Raw genomic sequence first — 26,961 nt, 5'->3', positions numbered from 1 at the left:
CGCTAGACACTAATGCCATGAGCGACACGACCACCCGCCGATTCAGCCGTATTGCCCTGATTGGGGCCGCCCTTCTGGCCGTCAGCGCTATCGGCGTGAAGCTGTGGCGCGACCGCGCACCCGAAGTGCCCACCGCCGCTGCGACTGGGCCGACCGGCCCGCAGGACGTCGGCGCGATGATCTCGTCGCTCGAAGCCAAGCTGAAGACCGATCCGAACGACGCCGAGGGGTGGCGCATGCTCGGCTGGTCGTTCTTCCAGACGCAGCGCTATGCCGAGGCAGCGATGGCGTACAAGCGGGCGGCAACGCTGAAGCCCGACAATGCCGATTACTGGTCGTCACTCGGCGAGGCGCTGGTGACGGCGGGCCCCGGCAATGTCCCCGCCGATGCCCGCGCCGCATTCGACAAGGCGGTCGCGCTCGACCCCAAGGATCCCCGCGCGCGGTATTTCATCGGCGTGTCGAAAGACATGGCGGGCGACCACAAAGGCGCCATCGAGGACTGGTTCGCGCTGCTGAAGGATTCGCCTGCGGGGGCCCCATGGGAAGCCGATGTCCGCCGTACGATCGAGGCCGTCGGGGCAAAGGACAAGATCGATGTGAAAGCGCGACTGGCCGCGCTGCGCCCCGCCGTCCCCTCGGGCACCGCTGCCGCCGCGATCCCCGGCCCCAGCACCGACCAGATGCGTGCCGCGTCGCAACTCCCCTCGGGCCAGCAAGAAGCGATGATATCGGGCATGGTCGAGGGGCTGGCCGCGAAACTGAAAGCAAACCCCCGGAACGCCGAAGGCTGGATCATGCTGATGCGGAGTTATGCGACGCTGGGCCGGAGCAGCGATGCGGCGGCGGCTTACCGGACGGCATTGGCGGCAAATCCGGATGCGAAAGCTCAACTTGACGACGCCGCAAAAACCCTTGGAGTTGCGCGATAGCCGCCACGCGCGCATAGGCGCGCGCACTATGGCGACGAACTGGACCCCGCAGAGCTGGACCGCGCATGAGGCGCGCCAGCTCCCGACTTACCCCGATGCCGACGCGCTGACCCGCGCGACGACGACGCTGTCGTCCTTTCCGCCGCTTGTGTTTGCGGGCGAAGCACGCGAGCTGACGGACGAGCTGGCGAAGGTCGTCGACGGGCGCGCCTTCCTGCTTCAGGGCGGCGATTGCGCGGAGAGTTTCGCTGAATTCCACCCGAACAATATCCGCGATACGTTCCGCGTGATCCTCCAGATGGCGGTGGTGCTGACCTTCGCGTCGAAGCTGCCGACGGTGAAGCTCGGCCGCATGGCGGGGCAGTTCGCCAAGCCGCGCAGTGCCGATACCGAAGAACTCGATGGCGTCTCGCTCCCCAGCTATCGCGGCGACATCGTCAACGACATCGCATTCGAGGCGGCGGGCCGCGCGCCCGATCCACAGCGGATGGTGCAGGCCTACAACCAGTCGGCGGCGACGCTCAACCTGCTGCGCGCCTTCGCGGCGGGCGGCTATGCAAACCTGCATCAGGTTCATGCCTGGACGCACGATTTCATGGGCCGTAGCCCGTGGACCAAGCAATATCGCGACGTCGCCGACCGCATCGGCGAAGCGCTCGATTTCATGAACGCCTGCGGAATTAATCCCGACACCGTGCCGCAGCTCAAGGGCACGCAATTCTACACCAGCCATGAGGCGCTGCTGCTCCCCTATGAGCAGGCGCTGACGCGACAGGATTCGCTGACCGGCGGCTGGTACGATACCAGCGCGCATTTCCTGTGGATCGGCGACCGCACGCGGTTCGAGAACAGCGCGCATGTCGAGTTCTTGCGCGGCATCGGCAATCCGCTGGGCATGAAAGTGGGGCCGAGCCTGACCCCCGACGTGCTGCTGCGCCTGCTCGACACGCTCAATCCGGGACGCGTGCCCGGCCGCATGACGCTCATCACGCGCTACGGCCATGACAAGATCGAGGGCGCCCTGCCCGCGCTCGTCCGCGCGGTAAAGCGCGAGGGGCATCCGGTGCTGTGGAGCTGCGACCCGATGCACGGCAATGTCGTGAAGGCGGCGAACGGCTACAAGACGCGCCCGTTCGAGCGCATCCTCGCCGAAGTGCGCGGCTTCTTCGCGGTCCACCGCGCCGAGGGGACATTCGGTGGCGGCATCCATGTCGAGATGACCGGGCAGAACGTGACCGAGTGCACCGGCGGCGCGGTCGACGTGACCGAGATCGACCTCGCCGACCGCTACCACACGCATTGCGACCCGCGGCTGAATGCGGCGCAGAGCCTGGAACTGGCCTTTACGCTGGCGGAAATGCTCAACGCGGAGTTGAACGACCGACGCAAGGTCGCGGCCTAGCCGTCATTGCGAGGAGCGCAGCGACGCGGCAATCCAGACTCGCGCGCGGCGAGATGGATTGCTTCGCTACGCTCGCAATGACGGGCTATAGCGCGTCATGATCACCACCGACCCCAACGCGTTCGCCGACACCCTTCCCGAGCGCGGCCGCCTGCTCGGCCTCGACGTCGGGACCAAGACCATCGGCACCGCGCTATGCGACGCAATGTGGACCATCGCGTCGCCCGCCGAGCTGGTGAAGCGCACGAAGTTCGCGGCGGACAAGGCGGCGCTCGAACGGCTGATCGCGGCACAGGCCGTGCGCGGCATCGTCATCGGCCTGCCCCTCAATCTCGACGCCAGCGACAGCCCCCGCACCCAGTCCACCCGCGCCTTCGCGCGCAATATGGACGCACTCGGCCTCCCCATCCTGCTGTGGGACGAACGCTGGTCCACCGCCGCCGTCACCCGCACGCTGATCGATGCCGACGCAAGCCGCGCGCGGCGGGCGGATCTGGTCGACAAGCTGGCGGCGAGTTATATTTTGCAGGGGGCAGTGGATCGGCTGGCGAGTTGAGCGATTCGCTGGCGCGGTATGAACGGCCTTCTTGGCAGAATCGTAGGCATTGTGGTGTGTGGCTCAGTTTCGCGGCTCGTTTACCGTGCTTGAAGCGGCAGATTTGTCGGCAGCGATTATCTCAGCTGAGATTTGATTTGCTAGCATCAATGTGGTTTTTTGGGTAAACGCCTATAGATAAGCTAGCGGTATGTAGTCATATTATCTCCACAGCCCACGGAGACGCATATGGCCCGCATCAATCCAATCCTGCTTCGCTACTACCGTGAAAAGCAGAATCTTAGTCAGGAAGACCTCAGTCGCCGTTCTCACGTCGATAAAGGGACAATCTTTCGGATTGAGGCGGGCCGCATGAAGCGCAACAGCCAGCGCGTGATTACCGACCTTGCTAAAGAGCTGAAAATTGACGGCGATAAGCTGACCGCCAGTGAGGCCGAAGGCCTGCCAGCCCCAGACGAAAACCTGCTATCCCCGAAGTCGCAGTTGAACGTGCGTGTCGCCCCCGAAATCCGAAATGCTCTTTTCTTGGTGGGCGAGCGGTATGGCGTGTCTGCGCTCGATGTCATCGAGTTTGCGCCGCTTCTATTTCACTTGGCTGCAAGCGAAAGTCTGAAAGCCCGGACGGACCGGCTCTCGGCTCTGAGGTCCGCTCGGGAGACCGTCAGCGCATTCAGCGGTCGATTCAAACATCTGACGGAGCGTTTGCTGCATGACTGGCAAGCCGAGGAGGTCGAGGTGCTGGAAGAGCGGTCGATAACCCGACGCGACCTTCGGGGTAGCACTATCGATCAAGTCGATTGCATCACGGACGCAAGGCCATTGGAATATGACGAGGACGAAGCCAGCCCGTTTGTCGTCCATTTGCGCGAACGACTGGCAACCGTTCAAGCAGACAGCCAGACTGATCGGCTGGAAGGCTGGTATGACTCGGGTGGCATCCGCTACGAAATCTGCCGGGAACAGGCTTCGGAATGGTTCGGAGGTGATGAAGACGCTGCGGACAGTCTCGTCTCCGGGCGTTTCAGTATAACTGATGTTCCCAAGGAAATTCGAGCTGGAGGAACTGAGGAGCGGGTCGCCTGGGCGAAAGCCAAGAGCGAGGAAGCGAGTGCACGCGCCAACGAATATTTCGCTTCGCTAGGCCTCGGAGACTTGCTGTGATCTCCTTTGAACTCGACGAAGCCGATCTGCGGGTCGGGCGCCACCTAACAGCTAGCCGCCATGCACGGCAACGTATGAAGGATCGCTCGATCCCGCCGTCAATCGTCGAAGCGCTCCTCGATTTTGGTGAACGGGCACCCTGTGGCGGTGGTGCTGAAACTTGCTATTTCACGAAACGCAGTTGGCGACGGTATTCGGCCTACCTAGGCTGTGAGGCGCGCCATTTTGAACGCTATCGTTCGACCTATGCGATTGTGGCGGGGGATGGCGGAGTCATAACGACGTGCTGGCGGCATTGATTGCTATCAAATGTTGGCGAGTTCTTAGCCCCTCCCCTAAGGGAGGAGGGGCTTTAGTAAGTGCGGCCACGACAGGCCTTTCCTACGCGAATTGTTCCTGATACGTTCGAAAAGCCGAGTTGTTTACCCGCTCTTTCAGATCGTCGAACCCCGCCCGCACTAGACGCGACGTCGCGCGGCTGACATCCAGCCCGCGCACCGACACGGCAGACACTTTTCAGGTGTGAACTTTGTGACCTTTGGCGGAAATCGGCCATTTCTCGCCAACCTCGTCAGCGACCAAACTTTAATAAGTCCGCCCAATCAATATCATCTCGACCGTTGCCTCGCCCGTGAACACGCATGCCCCTGTCGGCGCAGCCCCACCCAAGGGCGTATTCCGCGCGGTCAGTTTCAGTGCTTTCAGCCGCTTCACCACATCCTCCAGCGCTGCACCGGTCGGGCGTGACCAGCCGCAGCTGACCCAGCCCTTCACCGCGTCCTCGTTCCCGGCAAAATACGCTTCGATCTCAGCCCAGCTCGTCACCGGCACGATGGCGGCGTCGCGGCGCGCCGTGGCTTCGCTGTGGAGCGACCGTTCGATGTCGGCCAGCGTCGCCGCCGCCTCGGCGACGAACGCATCGCGCGGCGTGAACGCCGTCGCCAGCTTGCCGCCCTCGCCGTAGAGCCGGTCGCGGCGCAGCACGGCCGCCTTGCCCTCGCCGACATCGCGCGGGCCGACTTCGACGATCAGCGGAGCGCCTTTCTTGACCCAGGCCCAGCGCTTGTTCGACGCCTTGTTCGCTTTGGTGTCGAGCAGCACGCGCACCGGCTCGCCGAACGCGGCCTGCGCCGACAGGTCGCGGTGCAGCGCGCGGCAATAGTCGAGCACCGCCTCGTCCTCCGGCCCGTCGCGCAGCATCGGCACGATCACCACCTGCCAAGGCGCAATCTGCGGCGGGCAGCGTAGCCCGTCATCGTCGCCGTGCGTCATGATGACCCCGCCGATCAGCCGCGTGCTGACGCCCCAGCTCGTCGTGTGGCACAGCGCCTGTCCGCCATCCTTGTCCTGGTAGCGGATGCCCGCGGCCTCGGCGAAGGTCGTGCCGAGATAATGCGAGGTGCCCGCCTGCAGCGCTTTGCCGTCCTGCATCATCGCCTCGATGCTGTAGGTCGCATCGGCACCGGGAAAGCGTTCGTGCTCGGGCTTTTCGCCCGCAATCACCGGCATCGCCAGCGGCCCTTCCGCAAAGGCGCGATACATTTCGAGCGCGCGCAGCGTCTCGGCCATCGCATCGCCCTTGTCGGCGTGCGCGGTATGTCCTTCCTGCCACAGGAATTCGCTCGTCCGCAGGAACATCCGCGTCCGCATTTCCCAGCGCACGACGTTCGCCCATTGGTTGATCATCAGCGGCAGGTCGCGCCACGACTGCACCCAGCGGGCCATCGCCGCACCGATCACGGTTTCCGACGTGGGGCGGACGACCAGCGGCTCCTCCAGTTTCGAACCCGGATCGGGAATGAGCTTGCCCGCGCCGTCCGCGATCAAGCGGTGGTGGGTGACGACCGCCATTTCCTTGGCGAAGCCCTCGACATGGTCGGCTTCTTTCTCGAAATAGCTGAGCGGGATGAACAGCGGGAAATAGCAGTTCTCGACGCCCGCCTTCTTGATCTCGGCGTCCATCAGCTTCTGGATGCGTTCCCACATCCCATAGCCCCAGGGGCGAATGACCATGCACCCGCGCACGCCGCTTTCCTCGGCGAGGTCGGCCTCCTTGATGACGTCCTGATACCAGGCAGCGAAATCGGTGGCGCGGGTGACGGAAAGTGCGTGTTTCATGGGGATGTGCTTTGACCGAGCGCCCCGTGCGATGCAATGGCGCTGCCATGCAGCAAACCCATCGTCCGGCGGATCGTCCGCTTGCCGGAATCGGCATCCGGGTGGTGGCAACGCTGTTGCTGACGTCGATGTTTGCCTTCGCCAAGCTGGCCCAGGGGTACGGCGTCAACATCGTCGAGCTGGTGTTCTTTCGTCAGTTCATTGCGATCCTGCCGGTGCTGCTGCTCGTGCTCGCGGGCCCCGGACTCGCCTCGCTCCGGACAAGCCGGCCGTGGATGCACGCGTCGCGGACCGCCGTCGGTACGACCGGCATGGTCCTGAATTTCCTGACCGTCAGCCTGCTCCCGCTCGCCGAGACGCAGGCGTTGTGGTTTACGACGCCGCTGTTCGCGACGATCCTGTCGGCCATGGTCCTGCACGAAGCGGTAGGTCGCCACCGCTGGAGCGCGGTCGCGCTAGGGTTCGTCGGCGTGCTGATCGTGGTCCAGCCGCAATCGGGGCACCTGCCCATCATCGGCGCGGTTACCGGCCTGACATCGGCGCTGCTGACCGGCTTTGTCACGATCCTGCTGCGCCAGCTCGGTCGCACCGAACCGGCGCTGACCACCGTGTTCTGGTTTTTCACCATGTCGTCGCTGCCGCTCGCCTTTGTCATGCCGTGGTTCGTGCAGAGCCATCCGCCGGTGGTCTGGGTGCTGCTGATCGGCATGGGTATTGTCGGCGGGCTGGGCCAGGTCGCGCTGACGCTGTCGCTCCGCTATGCGCCGGTCTCGGCGCTGGCACCGGTCGATTATGCCAGCCTGATCTGGTCGACCCTGTTCGGCGTCTTGCTGTTCGCCGAGATTCCCACGGTTTGGACCTGGGTCGGCGCACCGATCATCATTGCCAGTGGACTTTACATCGTGTGGCGCGAGCACCGGTTGCGGCTGGCGAATACCCTTGCGGCGTCGGCAGCGGAGGCATAGCGTCCCGCGTAACAATCTTTCAGGCGAGGGACATTTTCATGACCACTGCGACCGGCTTCACCTTTACGCGCCGCGCTCTTCTCTCCACCGGATCGGTTGCCGCCGGGATGGCCGCAACGCCCGTTCTCGCCAAGGCAGCGGCAAAGGCCGCCAGGCCCGCAACTTTCCGCCAGACCATCGACGGCTTTGCCGAGGAAGTGCTGAAATTCTCGCCCGAAACCGCGACGTCACTGGGCGTCGATACCGGCGCGCGCGCGGGGCTGCGGGCGAAACTGTCGGACGGATCGGAGGCGGGCAATGCGCGCTTCGCTCTTGCCGCTGGGAACATGATGGCGCGGCTGCGCAAGATCGACCGCAAGACGCTTCCCCCCGCCGACCAGCTCCGCTGGGACACGGTGCATTACGCGCTGGAAAGTGCGGAAATGGCCAAACCGTTCTTCTACGCCAGCGCCGGACAGGGGTTCAGCGGCGGCACCTCGCCCTATGCGGTGACGCAGCAGAGCGGTGCCATCGCGAACACGCCCGAATTCCTCGATTCGCAGCACCCGATCAACACGTCCGCCGATGCCGAGGCGTATCTGTCGCGCGTCGCGGCGCTGGCAAAGCAACTCGACGACGAGACCGCCCAGATCCGGCGCGATTCGCGGCGCGGTGTGATGCCGCCCGATTTCATCGCGAAAACCGTGCTGACGCAGCTCGGCGGTTTCCGCGCCGCCGCTGCGGCCGACCAGAAGCTCGTCACCTCGATCGCCACCCGCACCGCCGCCAAGGGGATCAAGGGCGATTGGGGCGCGCGCGCGCAGAAACTGGTCGAGACGATGGTCTATCCCGCGCTCGACCGCGAGATTGCCGCGTTCAAGGCTGCGACCGCCAGCGCGCCGCACGACGCGGGTGTCCAGCGCCTGCCGATGGGCGATGCGTACTACGCCTGGGCGCTGCGCCTCGGCACCACGACGACGCAGACCCCCGCCGAAATCCACAAGATCGGCCTCGCCCAGAACGAGGAACTCAAAAGCCGGATGGACGCGCTGCTCCGCAAGCAGGGCATGACCAGCGGCACGGTCGGCGAGCGGGTGCAGGCGCTGAACAAGGACCCCAAGCAACTGTTCAGCGACGACGATGCGGGCCGCGCGGCGCTCATCGCCTATTGCAATGCCAAGATCGCGGCGATCCGCCCGATCCTGCCGAAGATTTCGCATCTGGGCCTGAAGGCCGATGTGATGGTCAAGCGCGTTCCGCAAGATATTCAGGACGGCGCGGCGCTCGGCTATATGAACTTCGCGTCATTGGACGGCTCGCGCCCGGCGATTTACTACATCAACCTGAAATCGACGACGCTCTGGCCGAAATACCAGATCGCGACCCTGACCGCGCATGAGGGCGTGCCGGGGCACACCTATCAGGGTGCGTATCTGGCCGAGCACCACGCCGAAATCCCACTGATCGCGTCGCTGATCGGGTTCAACGCGTTCGTCGAGGGCTGGGCGCTGTATGCCGAACAGCTGGTCGATGAGGCCGGGCTGTACGCAGACGATCCCTTCTCGCAGCTCGGCTATCTGCAGGCGCAACAGTTCCGCGCGTGCCGCCTCGTCGCCGATACCGGCCTGCACGCGATGCACTGGACCCGCGAACAGACGGTGGCGTTCCTGACCGAACAGACCGGCAAGGGCACAGGCGCCATGACCAGCGAAACCGACCGCTATTGCGTCGCGCCGGGGCAGGCCTGCGGGTACAAGACCGGCCACAACGAAATCCTGCGCCTGCGCGCGGTGGCGCAGGCGGCGCTGGGGCCGAAGTTCGACCTGGCGGCGTTCAACGACACGCTGATCAAGACCGGCGGCGTGCCACTGTCGGTGTTGCCGGCCGCGGTGGACGGGTATGTGCGAGGGGTGCGGGGGTAGTGCAAGCCGCTATGCTGAGCGAGCTACCTTGGCGGGCCGAGGTCAACCGAGCCGACCTCGGCGCGAACATCGTTGAATCCCGCCTGCCGAACTAGTTTAATCGCCTTGTTTACGCACTTCTTCGGCACGTTCGCAGTGTGAAATACCGTCACGCCTTGCGTCAAGTCGAACCGGGCCTTGAGATCCTCGCGAAAGCCCGCTGCGCCGAACATGACGTCTCCTGTCCAGAATCGGCATTGCCCTTCATAAAAGGATACGGAGGTTGCGTAATAAACGCGCGCCGACGTGTTTGGCTGTTGAGACAAGGCAGAGGAACCCAGCACTGCTAGTGCCGCCACAAGCGCTATCCGGTTCATTTTGCGTCTACTCCGCCGCCACAGCCAGCTCCGGTTCTTTCCACACCAGCACCGGCTTGCGCGCGGCCAGCGTCTCATCCAGCCGCCGCCTTGGCGCGAAGTGCGGGGCGGATTTCAGCGAGGCGTCGCCTGCTTTCGCCCGCTCCGCCACACTCCGCAGCGCCGTGATGAACTGATCAATCCCGGCCTTGCTCTCGGTTTCGGTCGGTTCGACCAGCATCGCGCCGTGGACGACGAGCGGGAAATAGACGGTCATCGGGTGGAAACCCTCGTCGATCAGCCCCTTGGCGATATCGAGCGTGCTGAATCCCTCGGCCATGCCATCGTCGCTGAACAGCGCCTCGTGCATGCACGGCCCGCTGCCCGCGAACGGCGCGTCGAGCGTGTTCTCCAGACTGCGCAAAATGTAGTTGGCGTTGAGCACCGCATCGCCCGACACCTGCCGCAGGCCGTCCGCGCCGTGGCTCATGATATAGCTGAGCGCGCGGGTGAACATGCCCATCTGTCCGTGGAACGCGACCATGCGCCCGAAGGAGGAGGCGTGGTGGTCCTGCGCGGTTTCTTCCTCGACCAGATGATAGTCGTCGCCATCTTTCTCGACGAAGGGCAGCGGCGCGAACGGGCTGAGCGCTGCGCTGAACACCACCGGCCCCGACCCCGGCCCGCCGCCGCCGTGCGGGGTGCTGAACGTCTTGTGCAGGTTGATGTGCATTGCATCGACGCCGAGGTCGCCCGGCCGCACGCGACCGACGATCGCGTTGAAGTTTGCGCCGTCGCAATAGACGAACCCGCCCGCCGCATGGACGGCGTCCGCAATGATCTTCAGGTCGCGCTCGAACAGCCCGCAGGTGTTGGGGTTGGTGATCATCACCCCCGCGACATTCGGCCCGAGCTTGGCGATCAGCGCGTCGGTATCGACCCGCCCGTCGCGCGCCGGAATGCTCTCGACGCGGTAGCCCGCGAACGCCGCCGTCGCCGGGTTGGTGCCGTGTGCGCTTTCGGGCACCAGAATGACTTCGCGCGCATCGCCGCGTGCCTCAAGCGCCGCGCGGATCGCGAGCACGCCGCATAGCTCGCCATGCGCGCCCGCCTTGGGCGACATCGCGACCGAATCCATGCCGGTCAGCGTGACCAGCCAATGCGCGAGCTGATGGATGACCGCCAGCGCGCCCTGCACCGTCGAGATGGGGGCAAGCGGGTGGATGTCGGCAAACCCCTTCATCCGCGCGACCTTTTCGTTCAAGCGCGGGTTGTGCTTCATCGTGCAGCTGCCGAGCGGGAAGAAACCGAGGTCGATCCCGTAATTCTGGCGCGACAGGCGGGTGTAGTGGCGGACGGTTTCGGGTTCGGACAGACCCGGCAAGCCGATGGGGCGGCTGCGCGACAGGTCGCCCAGCCGCGACGTGTGTGCGGGCACCGGAGACAAATCGACGCCGCAGGTATCGCTGCCGCCGATCTCGAAGATCAGCGCTTCTTCCAGCATCAAAGCCCGGTTGCCCGTGGTGGTCGCCGGAGTGCCGTCACTGCTGTCGTTCGCACCCATTTCGGGCTTCCATCCGCTTGCGTTGATCGTGCTCATGCCAGTGCCTCCGCCCCCAACGCTTCTGTCAACGTTGCGGCAAATGTCTCGATATCCTCGGCGCTCACCGTTTCGGTCACCGCGACGACGAGGCCGTTCTCGATACCCCCGCCGTCGGGATAGAGCCGCCCCAGCGACACGCCGCCGAGCACGCCCTTGTCGGCCATTGCCCGCACGACGGGCCGCGCTTCCTTCGGCAATTTCAGCGTGAATTCGTTGAAGAACGTGGGCGTGACCAGTTCGACGCCCGGGATCTGCGTCAGCCGCTCCGCCGCGACGCAAGCATTGGCGTGGTTTACCGCCGCAAGTTCGCGCAGCCCTTTTTCGCCGAGCAACGTCATGTGGATGCTGAACGCCAGCGCGCACAGGCCCGAGTTGGTGCAGATATTCGACGTCGCCTTCTCGCGCCGGATATGCTGTTCGCGCGTCGACAGTGTCAGGACGAAGCCGCGCTTGCCCTCGGCATCGACCGTTTCGCCGCACAGCCGTCCCGGCATCTGGCGGACGAATTTCTCCTTGCACGCGAACAGCCCGACATACGGCCCGCCGAACTGGAGGCCGACGCCGAGCGACTGTCCCTCGCCCACCACGATATCTGCGCCCATTTCGCCCGGCGACCGACAAGCGCCCAGCGCCACCGGCTCGGTGACGACCGCGACCAGCAACGCGCCGTGCTCATGCGCCTTGGCCGCGACCTCGCTGAGATCGGCGATGCGCCCGAGAATGTCGGGATATTGCACGACGACACACGACGTCTCGCTGTCGATCGCCGCGAGCAGCCGCGCCTCGTCGGTTTCGGCGACCAGTTCGGGCGTGGCGATATCGAGGACATCGCCGGTAAACTTCGCCATCGTCTGCGCGACGCTGACATAATGCGGGTGAAGGCCCGACGAGAGGATCGCGCGTTTGCGTTTGGTCACCCGCGCGGCCATGCCGATGGCTTCCCAGCACGCGGTCGAGCCGTCGTACATGCTGGCATTGGCCACATCGCAGCCGAGCAGCCGCGCGACCTGCGTCTGGAACTCGAACAGCATCTGCAACGTGCCCTGCGCGATTTCGGGCTGATAGGGGGTGTAGGCGGTCAGGAACTCGCCGCGCTGGATCAGGTGATCGACGCTGGCGGGCACATGGTGGCGGTACGCGCCGCAGCCGAGGAAGAACGGATGGTTCGCCGCCGCGCGGTTCTTGCGCGCAAGGTCGGAGAAGTGCCGCTCGACCAGCATTTCGGGCATGTGATCGGGCAGATCGCGGATCGGCCCTGTCAGCTGCGCGTCTTCAGGCACATCGACGAAGAGCGCGTCGATGTTGGGCGCACCGATAACGCGCAGCATCGCGTCGCGGTCGGGATCGGTAAGGGGAAGGTAGCGCATTGTTGTCCTTCACTCCTCCCCGGAACGGGGAGGTGGCAGCCGCAGGCTGACGGAGGGGGCTCTCCGCCAGCGATGAACCTCGGGTGGAGAGCCCCCTCCACCACTTCGTGGTCCCCCTCCCCGTGCCGGGGAGGACTATAGTGAATCCACGAACGCCTTGTACGCCGCCTCATCCATCAAGCCCTCCAGCTCGCTCCTGTCATCGAGCACCAGCGTGAAGAACCAGCCGTCGGTTTCCGCCGCCGTGTTGACCAGCGCGGGTTCGCCTTCGAGGCTGGGGTTGCCTTCGCTCACCGTGCCGCTGACCGGCGCATAGACGTCCGACGCGGCTTTGACCGATTCGACCACCGCCGCATCGCCTCCCTTGGTCAGCCGCGTGCCGCTCGCGGGCAGTTCGACGAAGACGATGTCGCCGAGTTGGCCCTGTGCGTAGTCGGTGATCCCGACCGTCGCGGTCTCGCCGCTGTCGGCAACGTCGATCCATTCATGGTCTTCGGTGAAATAGCGCATCAGGCGACTCCTCTGCGGTGATAGCGATGGGGAACGAAGGGCATGGCGGCGGTCGTGACCGGCACGCGCCGCCCGCGCACTTCGGCGTCGAGCACAGCGCCGGACGCGCTGTACGCTGCGTCGATCAGCGCCATGCCGATCGGATGATCGAGGCTGGGCGAGAACCCGCCCGAAGTGACCGTGCCGACCTGGCGCTCGCCCGCGAACAGCGGCGCGCCCTCGCGGACGGGCATTTTGCCCGCGACGGTGAAGCCCGCAAGCTTGCGCGCGGGGCCATCGCGAAGCGCCTTCAGGATGCGGTCCGCGCCCGGAAAGCCGCCCTCCTCGCGCCGCCGCTTCTGGATCGCGAAGCTCGCATTGCCCTCGACCGGATCGACCGTGTCGTTCAGGTCATGCCCGTAAAGCGGCAGCCCGGCCTCCAGCCGCAACGAATCGCGCGCGCCCAGGCCTACCGGCTTCACTTCCGGCAGCGAGCAGAGCACTTCGGCGAAGGACTCGGCATAATCCACCGGAACCGACACTTCGAAGCCGTCCTCGCCGGTGTACCCCGACCGGCTGACTTCGAGCAGCTGGTCGCCCCAAGAAAAGCGGCTCGCCTCCATGAAGAACATTGCCTCGCATCCGGGGATCAGGCGGCGCAGCGCGTCGACCGCCTTCGGCCCCTGCACCGCGAACAGCGCGCGGTCCTCAATGTGATTGATCGTGACCTCATCGGGCAGATGCTCGCGCAGATAGGCGATGTCGTCGTGCTTGCACGCGCCGTTGACGATGACGAACAGCCCGTCGGGCCGGTTGGTGACCATCAGATCGTCAAGGATGCCGCCATCCTCGGCCAGCAACAGCGAATAGCGAACCCTGTCGCGACCGATCTCTTTGATATTGCTCGGCAGAATGGCTTCGAGCGCTTCCGCCGCACCCGCCCCTGTGATCAGCAACTGCCCCATATGCGACACGTCGAACAGGCCCGCATTCTCGCGCGTCCACAGATGCTCGGCGACGATCCCCTCATACTGGATCGGCATCGCATAGCCCGCAAAGGGCACCATCCGCGCGCCCTGGGCGCGGTGCCACGCGTCGGCGGGAAGCGGCAATGTTGCGGTGTGTTGGTCGTCGGCCACAGGCAATTCCGTCGTCAAAGGGCAGCAAACACCGCGAAAACGGTGCCTTTCACGCTGCCCCCTCTGTCACGGAAACCTGAGAGCTTTGATCCTGCAAATGATGCAGGACTTACCCCTTCGGTGGTCGCGGCTTGCGCCCCAACGCTTTCCAGAGTCGCCTTGTCGTCCGCGCGGTCCTTTGGGCCTGAGAGTTTCCGGGGCGGTTGCTCCTTCGGCGCTGCCGGGGATTCCCGTGTCAGCTCTCCCGCGCGGCCGTCCGGGTTGCCCCGACCGGCTTGAGTCAGGCGATGGGCGAGCGACCGATTCGTGTCAACCGGGCATCAGTCTCTCAGGCGGCTAGCGCGTCGCGTTATACTGCAGCTGGTCGGCGGTCAGCTGAAAACCGATAAGCAGTTCGAAACTGGCGCGCGCGACGGCGGCCTTGATCTCGGGACGGGCGAGCGGATCGGTTGCTGCTTCGGCATCGCCCGCACGACGTTTGCGGGTCAGCAGCTTCTGGATATCGGGCGGCAAGGTCGCATCGGCGCGCGCGATCACCGCCCCGCCCTCGCCCCGCGCCGAGGCGCGGGTCTGGCCGTCAGGAAAGACGATACGGACGGTCGAAATGCGTTTCGCCACCACCGTCGTTCCGGCGCGCATCACCGTCGCGAAATAGGGGATGACGACTTCACGGGCACCGCGCGGATCGGCGCGGCGCGCCAGCACGTCGAACGTGGCGTTAGCGACGACATCGCTGCCCTGCTCGTTGCATGCCACCCGCATGTTGGTGATCGACGCGGTCACGTCGATGGCGGTGGAGGCGCGGCTGTTCGCGGGATTGAAGAACGTCACATCGCCGGTCGAGGCGGGAACGGCGACAGCCGGACAGGCGCTGCGCGTGATGGCGATGCCGCCGGTCTCGTCGATGTCGCCGTCCTTGGCGCAACCGGCCAGCAGAGTGAGGGCAATCGCAGCAGCGGCGGGACGAAGCTTCACTAAAATACCCTCTCGGAACATCTGGCGGTCGTCATAGGAAGCGGCTTTGCCGGTGGCAAGCAATCGCGTAAGGGGCATGTCCATGAGCCTTGCCGATCCCAAACCGCCCCTCAACCTGCTGATCGCCGCACCGCGCGGATTCTGTGCAGGCGTCGACCGCGCCATCCATATCGTCGAACTCGCCATCGAGAAGCACGGCGCGCCGGTCTATGTCCGGCACGAGATCGTCCACAACCGTTATGTCGTCGACACGTTGCGCGCAAAGGGCGCGGTCTTCGTCGAGGAGCTCGACGAAGTGCCCGATGGCGCGCCCGTGGTGTTTTCGGCGCATGGCGTTCCCAAAAGCGTTCCCGAGGCGGCGCAGGCGCGCGGTCTTGCCTATCTCGATGCAACTTGTCCGTTGGTGTCGAAAGTCCACCGGCAGGCCGAACGGCTTGTCGAGAACGACCGGCACATCATCTTCGTCGGCCATCGCGGCCATCCCGAAGTGATCGGGACGTTCGGGCAGGTGCCAGAGGGTGCGATGACCCTGGTCGAAACCGTGGAGGATGTCGCTTCACTTGCGCCCGCCAACCCCGACTCGCTGGGTTTCCTGACCCAGACGACGCTGTCGGTCGACGATACCAACGAGATCGTGGATGCGCTGAAGATCCGGTTCCCCTCGATCCAGGGACCGCGTGGCGAGGACATTTGCTACGCGACGTCGAACCGACAGGAATCGGTCAAGGCAATCGTCCCCGAATGCGACAAGATGATCGTTATCGGCTCGCCGAACTCGTCGAATTCGCAACGTCTGGCCGAAGTCGCGCGGCGCTCGGGAGTGCCGTCCGAACTCGTCGAGCGCGCGGGCGAAGTCGATTTCGGCTGGCTGGAAGGCGTCCGCACCTTGGGCATCACGGCCGGGGCGTCGGCTCCCGAAGTGCTCGTCCGCGAACTTGTCGACCATCTCGCCACCCGCTTCACCGTGACCGAACGCCAGGTCGAAACCACGGTCGAGACGATGTCGTTCAAACTGCCGCGCGGGCTTGCCGCGTAGGTGGCCGTCTATACGGTTGTTACCGCCGAAGCGCTGACCGATCTGCTCAAGCGCTATAATGTCGGCACGCTCGTTTCTGCCAAGGGCATCGCCGAAGGGGTCGAGAATACCAATTACCTGGTCGATACGACCGAGGGGCGGTTCATCCTCACGCTCTACGAAAAGCGCGTTAATGAAGCGGAACTGCCGTTTTTCCTGTCGCTGACCGACCATCTCGCCGATCGCGGCCTCGCTGTCCCGCGCGCCATTGCCGATCGCGACGGCCTGCAGTTGCAGAATGTCGCGGGGCGGCCCGCCTGTCTGATCCAGTTTCTGCCCGGCTTCTCGGTGAGCGAACCGACACCGGCTCAGGCGCATGCGGCGGGCACCGCGCTCGGCGACATGCATAGCGCGCTTGCCGGCTTTGCGGGACAACGGCCCAATGCGCTGGGCCTTGCCGACTGGCATACGCTGGCCGGGCGATGCGGCAGCGATCTCGACGGCATCGCGCCCGGGCTGGGCCAGCGCGTTGCCGACGAACTCGACTGGCTCGACCGGCATTGGCCGCGCGATCTGGCAACCTCGGTCATCCACGCCGACCTGTTTCCCGACAATGTCCTGATGCGTGGCGACACTGTCGGCGGCATTATCGATTTCTATTTTGCCTGCACCGAAGTGCGCGCATGGGACGTGGCGGTAACACATGCGGCGTGGAGCTTCGACCATGACGGACGCGGCTACCGGGCCGAGATCGGCGATGCGATTATCGCGGGGTATCGGACCGTCCACGGCCTGACCGCGAATGAGGAAGCCGCTTTTCCTGCTCTTGCGCGTGGCGCCTGCCTCCGCTTCCTGCTAACCCGCGCCTGGGACTGGCTCAACACGCCCGCCGATGCGCTCGTCACGCGCAAAGACCCCCTCGCCTTTCTGCGCCGCCTTGATCACTACGCCGCGCAATGAGCGAACTCCCCAAAGTGGAAATCGCCACCGATGGCGCGTGCAAGGGCAATCCCGGCCCGGGCGGCTGGGGCGCGGTCCTTCGATACGGCACGGTAGAAAAGGATTTGTCCGGCGGCGAAACGCCCACGACCAACAACCGCATGGAGTTGATGGCGGCAATCCGCGCGCTCGAGGCGCTGAAGCGGCCGTCGCATGTGACGCTGTCGACCGACAGCCGCTACGTGATGGACGGGCTGACCAAATGGCTGAAGGGATGGCAACGCAACGGCTGGAAAACCGCATCGAAACAGCCGGTCAAGAACGCCGATCTATGGCGCGAACTGATCGCCGCTGCCGAACCGCACCGCATCGACTGGGTGTGGGTGAAGGGTCATGCCGGACACCCCGACAACGAACGCGCCGACCGGCTGGCGAGCGACGCGGCGCTCGCCAGCCGTTAACGCCTCAGGCCTCGCGGATTTCTGCGCCGGGACCGTTCTTCAGGATCGATTCGATGGCGTTCTTGGCCGACGCCTTGGATTTGTAGCCCTCGGTCCAGAACATCGTTTCGCTGTTGTGCTTGAAATAGGCGACGAATTCGCCCGCCTTGTTGGTTTTGATCTCGAAATAATGGGCCATGCCACGCTCCTCGGTTCGAACCGCTTGCGATCCTATCCAACCACGCGCCTCATGCAAACCGGTCGGATGCAAACGATTGTGGATCGACGCCTTCAGGCAATTCCACACGGTCGCCCAGGATCAGATGCGCGCACAGCGCACCGGCGGCGGGTGCCGTCTGGATGCCGACCCCGCCCTGCCCCGCGCACCAGAAAAAGCCCGGCGCGTCGGGTGCAAAGCCGTACACCGGCAGCCGGTCCGGCGCGAAGCTGCGCAGGCCCGCCCATTTGCGCTCGACGGCGACCACACGCCATGACGTCACAGTCTCGAACCGGTCGATGGCAATCGCGACGTCGAGTTCCTCGGGCGCGGCATCGCCCGCCTCGACGGGGGTTTCGTCGTGCGGACAGACCCAGACGCGGTTCGGACCTTCGGGTTTGAAATAATATCCGCCCGCAATGTCGATGGTCAGCGGGCCGTGAGGCGGCACATCGTCGCCATCGACGCGGACTTGCGCGATCGTCCGGCGTTTGGGCGCGATGCCGACCGGCGCGATTCCCGCCATCGCCGCGACGCCATCCGCCCAGCTTCCGGCGGCGTTGACAACGACATCGGCCCGGACGCTCTCCGTGGCTGCGGCAACCAGCCAGCCATCGCCGTCACGCGCGATCCGGTCCACGCGGAAATCCGTTTTCAGGATACCGCCCGCCCGCTTGAAGCCCGCCAGCATCTGCGCGTGCAGCCCCGCGACATCGATATCGGCGCAATCCTCCTCGACGACGCCGCCTGCAAGGATAGCGGTAGCGCGCGGGACGAGCGCAGCGACCCCGGCGTGGTCGAGCCGGGTGAGGCGGACACCGGTCCCCGCAAAGCTCGCTTCCAACCGGTCGAGCAGCGGCAAATCTTCGGTGGTCGCGACATTCAGCGACAGCCGGGATTTGAGAAAGCCGCCTGCTTCGAGCGCCACCCGCGATGCGGTGGTCAGCGGCTGGATGAGCGGACCGCCCAGCGTCTCGTGCCAGAATGCAGCCGAACGACCGGTGCTGTGATAGCCCGGCATATCCTCCGCCTCGAGCAGCACGACGCGGCAATGGGGGGCGAGTTCGGCGGCAACGCTCGCGCCGGCAATTCCGGCACCGACGATCGCAACGTCGAACTTCACCGCGCGGGTGCCGCGCGGTCGAGGAAAGCCGCAATCCGGCCCAGAATGCCGTTACGCACGCTATCGATTTCGCGAAGCACCTCATGCGCCACGCTCTTGTCGAACATCAGCAGCTCGGGCTTGGACAACCGTGCAGCGGCGCGACGGATGGCGGCGGGGCTGACCAGCCGGTCGCCTTCGGTTCCGACGACAAGAATCTCGGACGTCAGTCGTTCGAGCGCGCCGGGCGCATCGATCAGTGCGTTCGAGCGATAGGCGGCGGCAACCCATGCCCAGCTTGCCGGTCCCAGCTCGAGCGAAGGGTCTTGCGTCTTCCACCAGACTTCGTCGGCATAGCGCCCGGCATCATGGGTCAGATAAAACTGGCGGCGTGCATCGACCGCACCCGGTTTCTCGCCCTGTTTCCAGGCCTTTGTCTCGGGTATGAATCTGGCCAGTACTGAAGCCAGCGGCGCGGCGAGCCACGTCGGCAGCCCACCGCTGAATCCCAGCATCGGCGCGGACAACACCGTCGCCGCCGGGTCGATCCGCCGTTCGAGCACCGCGCGCAGGACGAGGTGCCCGCCCATCGAATGCCCCATGACGACATGCGGTCCCGGCGTCCGCGCGGTCCAGTCGGCCCAGAACGCCGCCAGATCGTCGATCCAGGTTGCGAAATCGGGCATATGGCCCACGCTCGGGTCGGCCAGCAACCGGCCCGATCCGCCCTGCCCGCGCCAATCGAATGCGGTGACGTGCCAGCCCGCACCATGCCATTCTTCAAGGCATTCGAGATATTTCTCGATGATGTCGCCGCGCCCGCCGATCCATAATATGCTGCCGCGCGTCCCTTGTGCAGGACGGTCGAACACGCGCATCGGCCAGCCGTCTGGCAACGGAAACATCGAGCGTGTCGCATCGGCAGGGATGGTGCGGCGGGCAGCAGGATAAGCGGTCATCCGCTCCGGTTACGTTTTGGCAAGCCCGCTCGTCTAGGGGGAATGGATGGTTACCTTCGAATTGACCCTTGCCGCTGTGGTCGTCGCCCTGCTCATCGTGGCGTCGGTGACCGATGGACACAGCCGGATCATCCCCGATTGGGTAAACATCTCGATTGCGCTGCTGGCCCTGCCGTTCTGGTGGGTGACTCATCTGACGCTGTGGCCCGGGCTGGCCTTGCAACTCGCCATCGCGACCGTCGTGTTCGTGGTCTTCCTCGGGGCTTTCCGGATCGGGCAAATGGGCGGCGGCGATGTCAAGTTGCTGACGGCAGTCGCGCTCCTGCTGCCACCGCTCGATTTCCTCGATGCCTTCGTCGGCACCGCGATGGTCGGCGGCATCCTGACATCGGTGCAACTCGTGCGGCACACGCTGCACGCGGAAGGACGGCGGTTCGAAAATCCCTATGGCATTTCCATCGCGCTCGGCGCGATCGTCGCGCTCGGCGGACGCTATGGCTATTTGCCCGAAACCGACATCCTCCGCATCGTCACCCCGGTCGCAATTCTGTCCTGCGTCGCTGCCTTTGCGTTTCGGCTGGCGCACCGCCGTTTGTCACGCAGCCGATAACTTGTCCGAACGATATCTTAACCATTTGGCCTGAAAGGTCGGCCCCGATCGCAAACGTCGCGATATGCTGGAGGCTTGGGGGCCATGGAGCCTAAGAAGATCGCTTTGCTCGTAGGTGCAGTTGTGGTGGCGCTCGTCACCGCATTGCTTGCCCGGCAGATGTTCGTGAAATCGGCAACGCCTGTTGCAGTCGCGGCACCCGTCCTGTTCTCGCAGCCCACCGGCCCGAAGGTGCTGGTCGCCACGCACGCACTGCCCGTCGGCACGATTCTGGGAGAGGCCGATTTCAAATATCAGCCCTGGCCCAAGGACCTGATCAAGGGCGCCTATTACGTCGAGGGCAAACTCGACATCAACGTTCTACGCGGTTCGGTCGTGCGGAACGAGATGGCCGCTGGCCAGCCTCTGACGATGGGCTCGTTCGTCCAGCCGGGCGACCGGGGTTTCCTCGCTGCAGCGCTCGGACCGGGAATGCGTGCCATTACGGTTGCGGTTCGCGCTGAAACCAGCGTCGCGGGCTTTGTATTTCCGGGCGACCGGGTCGATGTCATGCTGACTCAGTCGGTCGACGGCAGCGGCGGCGGCGGTCCTCCGCTCAAGACATCGGAAACGATCGTCCGCAACATGCGCGTGCTTGCCACCGACCAGCGCACCTCGTCGGAAGACAAGGATGGGAAGAAGGAAGTCAAGGCTTTCAACACCGTCACGCTCGAAGCAACGCCGCGCATCGCCGAAAAGATCGCGGTCGCCCAGTCGATCGGCCAGTTGACCCTCAGCTTGCGCCCGATCGCCGACACGACTGCCGAACTCGAACGTGCCATTGCGTCGGGCGAAGTGAATGTACCGACAAGCGGCGATCCGAAGGCCGATCGCAAGCTCGCGCTCAGCGTCGCTTCGCAGCCGCTCGACAGCAACCCGACCTTCGTCACGGGTGCCGATGTCTCGCGCTTCCAACGTCGCAGTGCGCCTACACCGGGTCCGGTCGCCGCGCGACCGACCGAGCGGCAACCCGCCGGCGGCATCAATCCCGAAGCGCCGAAAGGTCCGGTCGTCAAAGTCGGCCGCGGCAACAGCGTCACCGAAGTTCCGATTGGGGGCAAGTAACATGCGCTACTCCACTCTTCTGCACCGTTCGGTTGCAGCGACCATGGCGGTCGTCATGATCGCCGGGATGCCTGCCGCCAGTGCGGCAGCGCCCAAGAGCCGCAAGGCCACGGCAGCAAAGCCTGCACGCCAGATCGCCCGGGTCGCACAGTTGCCGGTCGGCACCCAGCGTCCGACGTCGGAAATCACGCTGTCGACCGGTCAGGGTCAGCTCGTGACCCTGCCAACTGCGGTCAGCAGTGTGTGGACGTCGAACCCGCAGGCCGCCGATGTGTACGTCAACAATCCGCGCCAGATCCACATCTTCGGCAAGGATGACGGCGAAGCGACGATCTTTGCGACCACGGCATCGGGTCAGGTGGTCTATGCAACCAACGTCCGCGTGTCGCAGAACCTGACGTCGATCGACAAGGTCATGAAACTCGCGATGCCCGACGCCAACATCAAGGTGACGATCGTCGGCCAGGTCGCGGTGCTGACCGGCACGGTGGCGACGCCCGACGATGCCGGTCAGGCGGAAAACCTGGTCCGCGCCTATCTGAACCCTGGCGTCGATACCAACCAGCCCGGCGCGATGCTCAAGATCGTGCCGATCAACCGTCTGCGCGCGGCGACGCCGTTGCAGGTCAATCTGCAGGTCAAGATCGCCGAAGTCAGTCGGTCGCTGTCGAAACAGATCGGCGTAAACCTGACGTCGCGCGATCAGGGCACCGGCCTCAACTTCGGGGTCATCCAGGGCCGCAATTTCGGGTCGATCGGCAAGGTCGACGTATCGGGCTTCCCCAAGCTCGACGCCTCGTCGCTCTACGGACTCCCGGCGGGCTCGATCGCGCTGCCGTTCAATCCGGCGACGGGCCAGTTCATCACCCAGGCGGGTTCGGCGATCAGCTATACCGGCCTTGGCGCGGGCAAGACCACGCTCGGCTTCCTCGGCAGCTTGTTTGGCATCGATCTCGGTGCCGCGCTCGACCTGGCCGAGAACAACGGCCTCGTGTCGATGCTCGCCGAACCCAATTTGACCGCTCTGTCGGGTGAAACCGCCAGCTTCCTTGCGGGCGGCGAATTCCCGATCCCGATCTCGCAGTCGCTGGGCACGGTCTCGGTCGAATACAAGCAGTTCGGTGTCAGCCTGGCGTTCACGCCGACGGTGCTGGCCGACGGCCGCATCTCGATGCGCGTCCGCCCGGAAGTGTCGCAGCTGTCGTCCGAAGGGGCGGTGACGCTCAACGGCTTCACCATTCCGGCGGTGACGACACGCCGCACCGAAACGACGGTCGAACTCGGCTCCGGCCAGAGCTTCATGATCGGCGGATTGATGCAGAACACCAATACCAACTCGATCGACAAGGCACCCGGCCTCGGCGACGTGCCGATCCTGGGTGCCATGTTCCGGTCGACAGGATACCGCCGCAACCAGACCGAGCTGATGATCATCGTCACGCCCTATCTGGTGAAGCCGGTGTCGGCGAACGACATCAAGCTGCCGACCGACGGGTTGCAGACCCCGACCGACCTGCAGAACTTCCTGATGGGTCAGGATTTCAGCGGCAAAAAGGGCATGAAGCGTCCGACGCCGACCCTGGCCCCTTCGGTAACCGTCCCGGCGCGTCCGGCCGTCGGGTCGCTGACCCCTGCCCCGCTCCAGCGGCAGGCCGCACGCAAGCCGTCCTCGGCTGCGCCCGGTTTCAGCAATTGATCGCGAGAGGTATCGACATGAAGCACAGCCTTACCGTCCTTGCCCTGCTCGGCTGCAGCATCCTTGCGGGCTGCGGCACCGAGAACCGCGGCCTTTCCTCGGTCCATCAGCCGGTCGTGAGCCGTACCGATTATGTCTATGACATGCCCGCCCCGTCGGATCGCCTCGGCGACAGCGACGACCGTGCGCTGACCGGCTGGTTCGAATCATTGTCGCTACGTTACGGCGACCATGTCGCGGTCGACACGCAGGGCTATGGCCCCGGTGCCCGCGACGCGGTGTCGGCCGTGGTGGCACGTTACGGGTTGCTGGTCGACGAAGCCGCACCGGTGACGCAAGGCGACATCCCGGCGGGATCGATCCGCGTGATCGTTAGCCGGATGAGCGCCAGCGTGCCAAATTGCCCGGACTGGAGCCGCCCCGCGAACCCCAATTTCGACGGGCATGCCCTGTCGAACTACGGCTGCGCGACCAACGGCAATCTCGCTGCGATGGTCGCCGACCCGCGCGATCTGATTTCGGGCCGCACCGGTGCGACGTCGCCCGATGGCGCGACGGCTGCAAAGGCGATCCGTACCTATCGCAATGCCGTGCCGACCGGCGCGGGCGGCCTCAAGTCCGAAGCCACAAAGGGGAAATAAGATGAACGCGCCTTGGTCCCCTTCACGCACCGGCACGATGCGCGAGCCGTTCACGGCCTTTGTCTGCGATGACATGACCGCCGACTCGCTGCGTCCGGTCGCCGTAGAGCTCGGCTGGGCTCCCGACAAGATCAACAAGGGCGGTCTGCGCAACGCGGTCCAGACCCTGTCGGTGTCGGCATCCCCGCAGATCCTGTTCGTCGATCTGTCGGAAAGCGGCGATCCGCTCAACGATATCAATGCGCTCGCCGAAGTTTGCGAGCCGGGCACCGTCGTGATCGCGGCAGGCCAGGTCAATGACGTCCGCCTGTTCCGCGACCTCGTCGCGAGCGGCATCCAGGATTATTTGCTCAAACCGTTCAGTCCCGACCAGCTGCGCGATGCCTTTGCCAACGCGCAAGCCGTGTTCAACGCGCCGCGCCACGCCGATGCCAGTGTCGAGCGGCCGCATATGATGGCCGCCGTCATCGGTGCACGGGGCGGCGCCGGAGCCTCGACGATTGCAACATCGGTCGCGTGGATGATGGGAGACCGCGCCGGTCGCTCGACCGCATTGCTCGACCTCGACGTCCATTTCGGCACGGGCGCACTCGCGCTCGACCTCGAGCCGGGCCGTGGCCTGACCGACGCCATCGAGAACCCCAGCCGCATCGATGGCCTGTTCATCGAGCGCGCCATGGTCAAGGCGAACGACAAGCTCGCGATCCTCAGCGCCGAGGCGCCGATCAACCAGCCGATGCTGACCGATGGCGCGGCATTCTATCAGCTCCAGGAAGAGATGCGCTCGGCATTCGAGACGACGGTCATCGACTTGCCGCGTGCCATGCTGGTCCAGCATCCGCACCTGATGCAGGACGTGCAGACCACGGTTCTCGTCACCGAACTCACGCTGGCGTCGGCGCGCGACGTCATCCGCATCCTGTCGTGGCTGAAATCGAACGCACCGCAGACCAGTGTCCTGGTCGTCGCCAACCGCGTCACGTCGACCGGCCCTTCGGAAATCAGCCGCAAGGATTTCGAAAGTTCGATCGAACGCAAGGTCGATTTCATCGTTGCTTTCGATCCAAAGGTCGCGACCCAGGCCGCCAAGCTCGGCAAGACCGTTGCCGAAGCGGGCAAGGGAACCAAGGTCGGCGCGGCACTGGGCGAGATCGTCGACCGGCTTGCTGCCGTCGGCGACGAGGCAGCGGCGAAATCTGCCGACGGCGATGCCAAGCCGGCGAAACCGTCGCTGCTCGGCAAGCTGGGCGGCCTCAAGTCGATGCTGCCCAAGAAGTCCAAAGCCAAGGCCGACTAAGCCATGGACATTTTGCCGATCGCTGCGATGGCTGGCGGGGTCCTGGTGGTCCTCGTCCTGATGGTCTTTGCCTTTGCCGGCCCGTCGGTCGACAAGGCGAAGGCGCGTCGCCTGATTGCGCTGAAGGACCGGCATTCGAGCTCGACGGGCGCGGTGGTCGAGGCGCAGCTGCGGCGGATCCAGGCCAATCGCGCGACGCGCATGGACGGGGTGGCCACACGCATCCTGCCCAACCCCGCGCAGCTGCAAAAACGCATTGCGATGACCGGCAAGAGCTGGACGCCCGCGCAGTATCTGATGACTTCGGTCGGCATCCTCGTCGTCGTCGGGATGCTCGCCTGGCTGAAACTAGGCAGCCTGCCGCTCGGGCTGGCGCTCGGCGCTGCGACCGGATTCGGCCTGCCCCATTTTGCGCTCGGCTATCTGATCAACAAGCGCATCAACCTGTTCAACAAGCGTTTTCCCGATGCGATCGAGCTGCTCGTGCGCGGTCTGCGTTCGGGTCTGCCGATCTCCGAAACCATCGGTGTCGTGGCGAGCGAAGTCCCCGGCCCGGTCGGAGTCGAATTCCGCAGCGTCAGCGACAAAATCAAGATCGGACGGACGATGGACGCGGCGTTGCAGGACACCGCCGACCGGCTCGGCACGCCTGAATTCCAGTTCTTTTGCATCACCATCCAGATCCAGCGCGAAACCGGCGGCAACCTCGCCGAAACGCTGTCGAACCTCGCCAATGTCCTGCGCTCGCGCGCGCAGATGAAGCTGAAGATCAAGGCGATGTCGTCGGAATCGAAGGCGTCGGCCTATATCATCGGCGCGCTGCCGTTCATCGTGTTCGGCCTGATCTACACGATCAACGACCATTATATGCAGCAGTTCTTCACCAATCCGAAGCTGATCGCGACCGGCTTGGGCGCGATGTGCTGGATGGGCCTCGGCGCGTTCGTGATGTCGCGCATGATCTCTTTCGAAATCTAGGGGGAACGGACCAGTCATGCAGCCCGTTCAAACCGGACCGACGCTTTTGGGAGTCGATGTGCTGTGGGTGGCAACGCTGCTCGCCGCCGTCGCCGCCATGGCCGTCTTCGTCGCGATCTATGCCGCCACGACGGTGCGCGACCCGATGGCCAAGCGGGTCAAGGCGCTCAACGACCGCCGCGAGCAGTTGAAGGCGGGTATCGTCGCCTCGACCTCGAAACGCCGCGCCAAGCTCCAGAACAAGAGCGAAACCGCCGACAAGATGCGGACGTTCCTGAACTCGCTCAAAGTGTTGCAGGACAGCCAGCTTGCGGAAGCGCAGAAAAAGCTGATGCAGGCCGGTATCCGGTCGAAGGATCTTGCCGTCATCGTCATCTTCGCGCGCATGGTCCTGCCGATCTTCCTCGGCGGTGGCGTCGTGCTGTGGGTCTATGCATTTGGCGGACTCGAAACCTGGACGCCGTGGAAGCGAACCGGCGTCGTGCTGGGTTCGCTGATCTTCAGCTACAAGGCAGCCGACATCTGGCTGGGCAATATGGTGACCAAGCGCGTGACGGCGATCCGCAAGGGTCTGCCCGACGCGCTCGATCTCCTCGTCATCTGCGCCGAAGCCGGTCTGACTGTCGATGCCGCCTTCGGCCGAGTCGCCAAGGAACTGGGCCGCGCCTATCCCGAGTGCGGCGACGAGTTCGCGCTGACCGCGATCGAGCTGGGCTTCCTGACCGACCGTCGTCAGGCGTTCGAAAATCTCGCCGCGCGCGTCCCGCTCGATTCGGTCAAGGGCGTCACCACGACGATGATCCAGACCGAGAAATACGGCACGCCGCTGGCCTCGGCACTGCGCGTGCTGTCCGCCGAATTCCGCCACGAGCGCATGATGCGCGCCGAGGAAAAGGCCGCACGTCTGCCGGCGATCATGACGGTACCGCTGATCCTGTTCATCCTGCCGGTGCTGTTCGTCGTCATTCTCGGACCCGCAGCCTGCTCGATTTCCGAGGTCTTCAAGGGCTAAGGCGGAAC

Annotated in this window: 26 protein-coding genes and 1 riboswitch; of the genes, 16 read left to right on the top strand and 10 right to left on the bottom strand. The window is 64.8% G+C overall.

Annotated elements, in window-relative coordinates:
- The first annotated feature begins 17 nt into the window (after positions 1–17).
- The 4 genes from M0209_RS04255 to M0209_RS04240 all read left to right on the top strand — a co-directional run bounded on the left by M0209_RS04255 (position 18) and on the right by M0209_RS04240 (position 4,051).
- On the top strand, positions 18–932 hold the full coding sequence (locus M0209_RS04255; protein ID WP_258887057.1) for a tetratricopeptide repeat protein: 915 nt from the start codon (positions 18–20) through the stop codon (positions 930–932).
- Between the two features lie 28 nt (positions 933–960).
- Entirely contained in the window at positions 961–2,334 is a 1,374-nt protein-coding gene (locus tag M0209_RS04250; protein WP_258887056.1) for a class II 3-deoxy-7-phosphoheptulonate synthase, read from the top strand.
- A gap of 97 nt (positions 2,335–2,431) precedes the next feature.
- A complete protein-coding gene (ruvX, locus tag M0209_RS04245; RefSeq protein ID WP_258887055.1) occupies positions 2,432–2,890 on the top strand; it encodes a Holliday junction resolvase RuvX in 459 nt (152 codons plus the stop codon).
- 228 nt (positions 2,891–3,118) lie between these two features.
- The gene (locus M0209_RS04240) at positions 3,119–4,051 is read left to right on the top strand and encodes a helix-turn-helix transcriptional regulator (RefSeq protein WP_258887054.1); all 933 of its coding nucleotides are present in this window, start codon (positions 3,119–3,121) and stop codon (positions 4,049–4,051) included.
- Positions 4,052–4,636: 585 nt separating this feature from the next.
- Here M0209_RS04240 and proS read toward each other — a convergent pair.
- On the bottom strand, positions 4,637–6,169 hold the full coding sequence (gene proS, locus M0209_RS04235) for a proline--tRNA ligase (RefSeq protein WP_258887053.1): 1,533 nt from the start codon (positions 6,167–6,169) through the stop codon (positions 4,637–4,639).
- Positions 6,170–6,216: 47 nt separating this feature from the next.
- Here proS and M0209_RS04230 point away from each other — a divergent pair, with 47 nt between their 5' ends.
- Positions 6,217–7,134 carry a DMT family transporter gene (locus M0209_RS04230; protein WP_258887052.1) on the top strand — a complete coding sequence of 306 codons (918 nt, stop codon included), beginning with the start codon at positions 6,217–6,219 and terminating at the stop codon, positions 7,132–7,134.
- A 38-nt stretch (positions 7,135–7,172) separates the two neighbouring features.
- Positions 7,173–9,035: a DUF885 family protein gene (locus M0209_RS04225; RefSeq protein WP_258887051.1), complete on the top strand. Its 1,863-nt coding sequence runs from the start codon at positions 7,173–7,175 to the stop codon at positions 9,033–9,035.
- 23 nt (positions 9,036–9,058) lie between these two features.
- Here M0209_RS04225 and M0209_RS04220 read toward each other — a convergent pair whose 3' ends face one another.
- From M0209_RS04220 to M0209_RS04195, 6 genes are all read right to left on the bottom strand, one after another.
- The gene (locus M0209_RS04220; protein ID WP_258887050.1) at positions 9,059–9,247 is read right to left on the bottom strand and encodes a hypothetical protein; all 189 of its coding nucleotides are present in this window, start codon (positions 9,245–9,247) and stop codon (positions 9,059–9,061) included.
- Positions 9,248–9,398: 151 nt separating this feature from the next.
- Positions 9,399–10,934, bottom strand: coding sequence for an aminomethyl-transferring glycine dehydrogenase subunit GcvPB (gcvPB, locus tag M0209_RS04215; protein WP_258889560.1), 1,536 nt, complete (start codon positions 10,932–10,934; stop codon positions 9,399–9,401).
- A gap of 32 nt (positions 10,935–10,966) precedes the next feature.
- Positions 10,967–12,340, bottom strand: coding sequence for an aminomethyl-transferring glycine dehydrogenase subunit GcvPA (gene gcvPA, locus M0209_RS04210; protein ID WP_258887049.1), 1,374 nt, complete (start codon positions 12,338–12,340; stop codon positions 10,967–10,969).
- A gap of 135 nt (positions 12,341–12,475) precedes the next feature.
- A complete protein-coding gene (gene gcvH / locus M0209_RS04205; RefSeq protein WP_258889559.1) occupies positions 12,476–12,853 on the bottom strand; it encodes a glycine cleavage system protein GcvH in 378 nt (125 codons plus the stop codon).
- Positions 12,850–13,968, bottom strand: coding sequence for a glycine cleavage system aminomethyltransferase GcvT (gcvT, locus tag M0209_RS04200; protein WP_258887048.1), 1,119 nt, complete (start codon positions 13,966–13,968; stop codon positions 12,850–12,852). The genes gcvH and gcvT overlap by 4 nt, the downstream gene beginning before the upstream one ends.
- A gap of 161 nt (positions 13,969–14,129) precedes the next feature.
- Positions 14,130–14,225, bottom strand: a riboswitch (glycine riboswitch).
- A 79-nt stretch (positions 14,226–14,304) separates the two neighbouring features.
- On the bottom strand, positions 14,305–15,027 hold the full coding sequence (locus M0209_RS04195) for a hypothetical protein (protein ID WP_309547049.1): 723 nt from the start codon (positions 15,025–15,027) through the stop codon (positions 14,305–14,307).
- Here M0209_RS04195 and ispH point away from each other — a divergent pair.
- The 3 genes from ispH to rnhA are packed head-to-tail and all read left to right on the top strand — an operon-like array spanning position 15,026 to position 17,358.
- Positions 15,026–15,979, top strand: coding sequence for a 4-hydroxy-3-methylbut-2-enyl diphosphate reductase (ispH, locus tag M0209_RS04190; RefSeq protein ID WP_408988179.1), 954 nt, complete (start codon positions 15,026–15,028; stop codon positions 15,977–15,979). The genes M0209_RS04195 and ispH overlap by 2 nt on opposite strands.
- Positions 15,980–16,918 (top strand): homoserine kinase, encoded by a 939-nt coding sequence (gene thrB / locus M0209_RS04185; RefSeq protein WP_258887046.1) that lies wholly within the window; start codon positions 15,980–15,982, stop codon positions 16,916–16,918. It begins immediately after the preceding gene.
- Entirely contained in the window at positions 16,915–17,358 is a 444-nt protein-coding gene (gene rnhA / locus M0209_RS04180; RefSeq protein WP_258887045.1) for a ribonuclease HI, read from the top strand. The genes thrB and rnhA overlap by 4 nt, the downstream gene beginning before the upstream one ends.
- 4 nt (positions 17,359–17,362) lie before the next feature.
- Here the strand turns inward: rnhA and M0209_RS04175 are convergent, their stop codons facing one another.
- From M0209_RS04175 to M0209_RS04165, 3 genes are read right to left on the bottom strand one after another with little or no spacing between them, the layout of a single operon-like run.
- Positions 17,363–17,536: a DUF1508 domain-containing protein gene (locus M0209_RS04175; protein WP_258887044.1), complete on the bottom strand. Its 174-nt coding sequence runs from the start codon at positions 17,534–17,536 to the stop codon at positions 17,363–17,365.
- Between the two features lie 49 nt (positions 17,537–17,585).
- Positions 17,586–18,677 carry an FAD-binding oxidoreductase gene (locus M0209_RS04170; protein WP_258887043.1) on the bottom strand — a complete coding sequence of 364 codons (1,092 nt, stop codon included), beginning with the start codon at positions 18,675–18,677 and terminating at the stop codon, positions 17,586–17,588.
- The gene (locus tag M0209_RS04165; RefSeq protein ID WP_258887042.1) at positions 18,674–19,615 is read right to left on the bottom strand and encodes an alpha/beta fold hydrolase; all 942 of its coding nucleotides are present in this window, start codon (positions 19,613–19,615) and stop codon (positions 18,674–18,676) included. The genes M0209_RS04170 and M0209_RS04165 overlap by 4 nt, the downstream gene beginning before the upstream one ends.
- 46 nt (positions 19,616–19,661) lie before the next feature.
- On the opposite strand from M0209_RS04165, the gene M0209_RS04160 reads away from it, so the two are divergent.
- From M0209_RS04160 to M0209_RS04130, 7 genes are all read left to right on the top strand, one after another.
- Positions 19,662–20,225 carry a prepilin peptidase gene (locus tag M0209_RS04160; RefSeq protein ID WP_258887041.1) on the top strand — a complete coding sequence of 188 codons (564 nt, stop codon included), beginning with the start codon at positions 19,662–19,664 and terminating at the stop codon, positions 20,223–20,225.
- 84 nt (positions 20,226–20,309) lie between these two features.
- On the top strand, positions 20,310–21,329 hold the full coding sequence (gene cpaB / locus M0209_RS04155) for a Flp pilus assembly protein CpaB (protein WP_258887040.1): 1,020 nt from the start codon (positions 20,310–20,312) through the stop codon (positions 21,327–21,329).
- Between the two features lies 1 nt (position 21,330).
- Positions 21,331–23,025, top strand: a complete 1,695-nt coding sequence (locus tag M0209_RS04150) for a type II and III secretion system protein family protein (protein ID WP_258887039.1) — start codon at positions 21,331–21,333, stop codon at positions 23,023–23,025.
- A 17-nt stretch (positions 23,026–23,042) separates the two neighbouring features.
- Positions 23,043–23,666 (top strand): CpaD family pilus assembly protein, encoded by a 624-nt coding sequence (locus tag M0209_RS04145; protein WP_258887038.1) that lies wholly within the window; start codon positions 23,043–23,045, stop codon positions 23,664–23,666.
- Between the two features lies 1 nt (position 23,667).
- Positions 23,668–24,963 carry a pilus assembly protein CpaE gene (locus M0209_RS04140; protein WP_258887037.1) on the top strand — a complete coding sequence of 432 codons (1,296 nt, stop codon included), beginning with the start codon at positions 23,668–23,670 and terminating at the stop codon, positions 24,961–24,963.
- Between the two features lie 3 nt (positions 24,964–24,966).
- Positions 24,967–25,941 carry a type II secretion system F family protein gene (locus tag M0209_RS04135; RefSeq protein ID WP_258887036.1) on the top strand — a complete coding sequence of 325 codons (975 nt, stop codon included), beginning with the start codon at positions 24,967–24,969 and terminating at the stop codon, positions 25,939–25,941.
- Between the two features lie 16 nt (positions 25,942–25,957).
- The gene (locus tag M0209_RS04130; RefSeq protein ID WP_258887035.1) at positions 25,958–26,953 is read left to right on the top strand and encodes a type II secretion system F family protein; all 996 of its coding nucleotides are present in this window, start codon (positions 25,958–25,960) and stop codon (positions 26,951–26,953) included.
- Positions 26,954–26,961 lie beyond the last annotated feature (8 nt).

It is taken from the genome of Sphingomonas sp. SUN039, assembly GCF_024758725.1.
GTDB lineage: Bacteria > Pseudomonadota > Alphaproteobacteria > Sphingomonadales > Sphingomonadaceae > Sphingomonas_O.
This window is presented reverse-complemented; position numbering and strand designations above follow the sequence as displayed.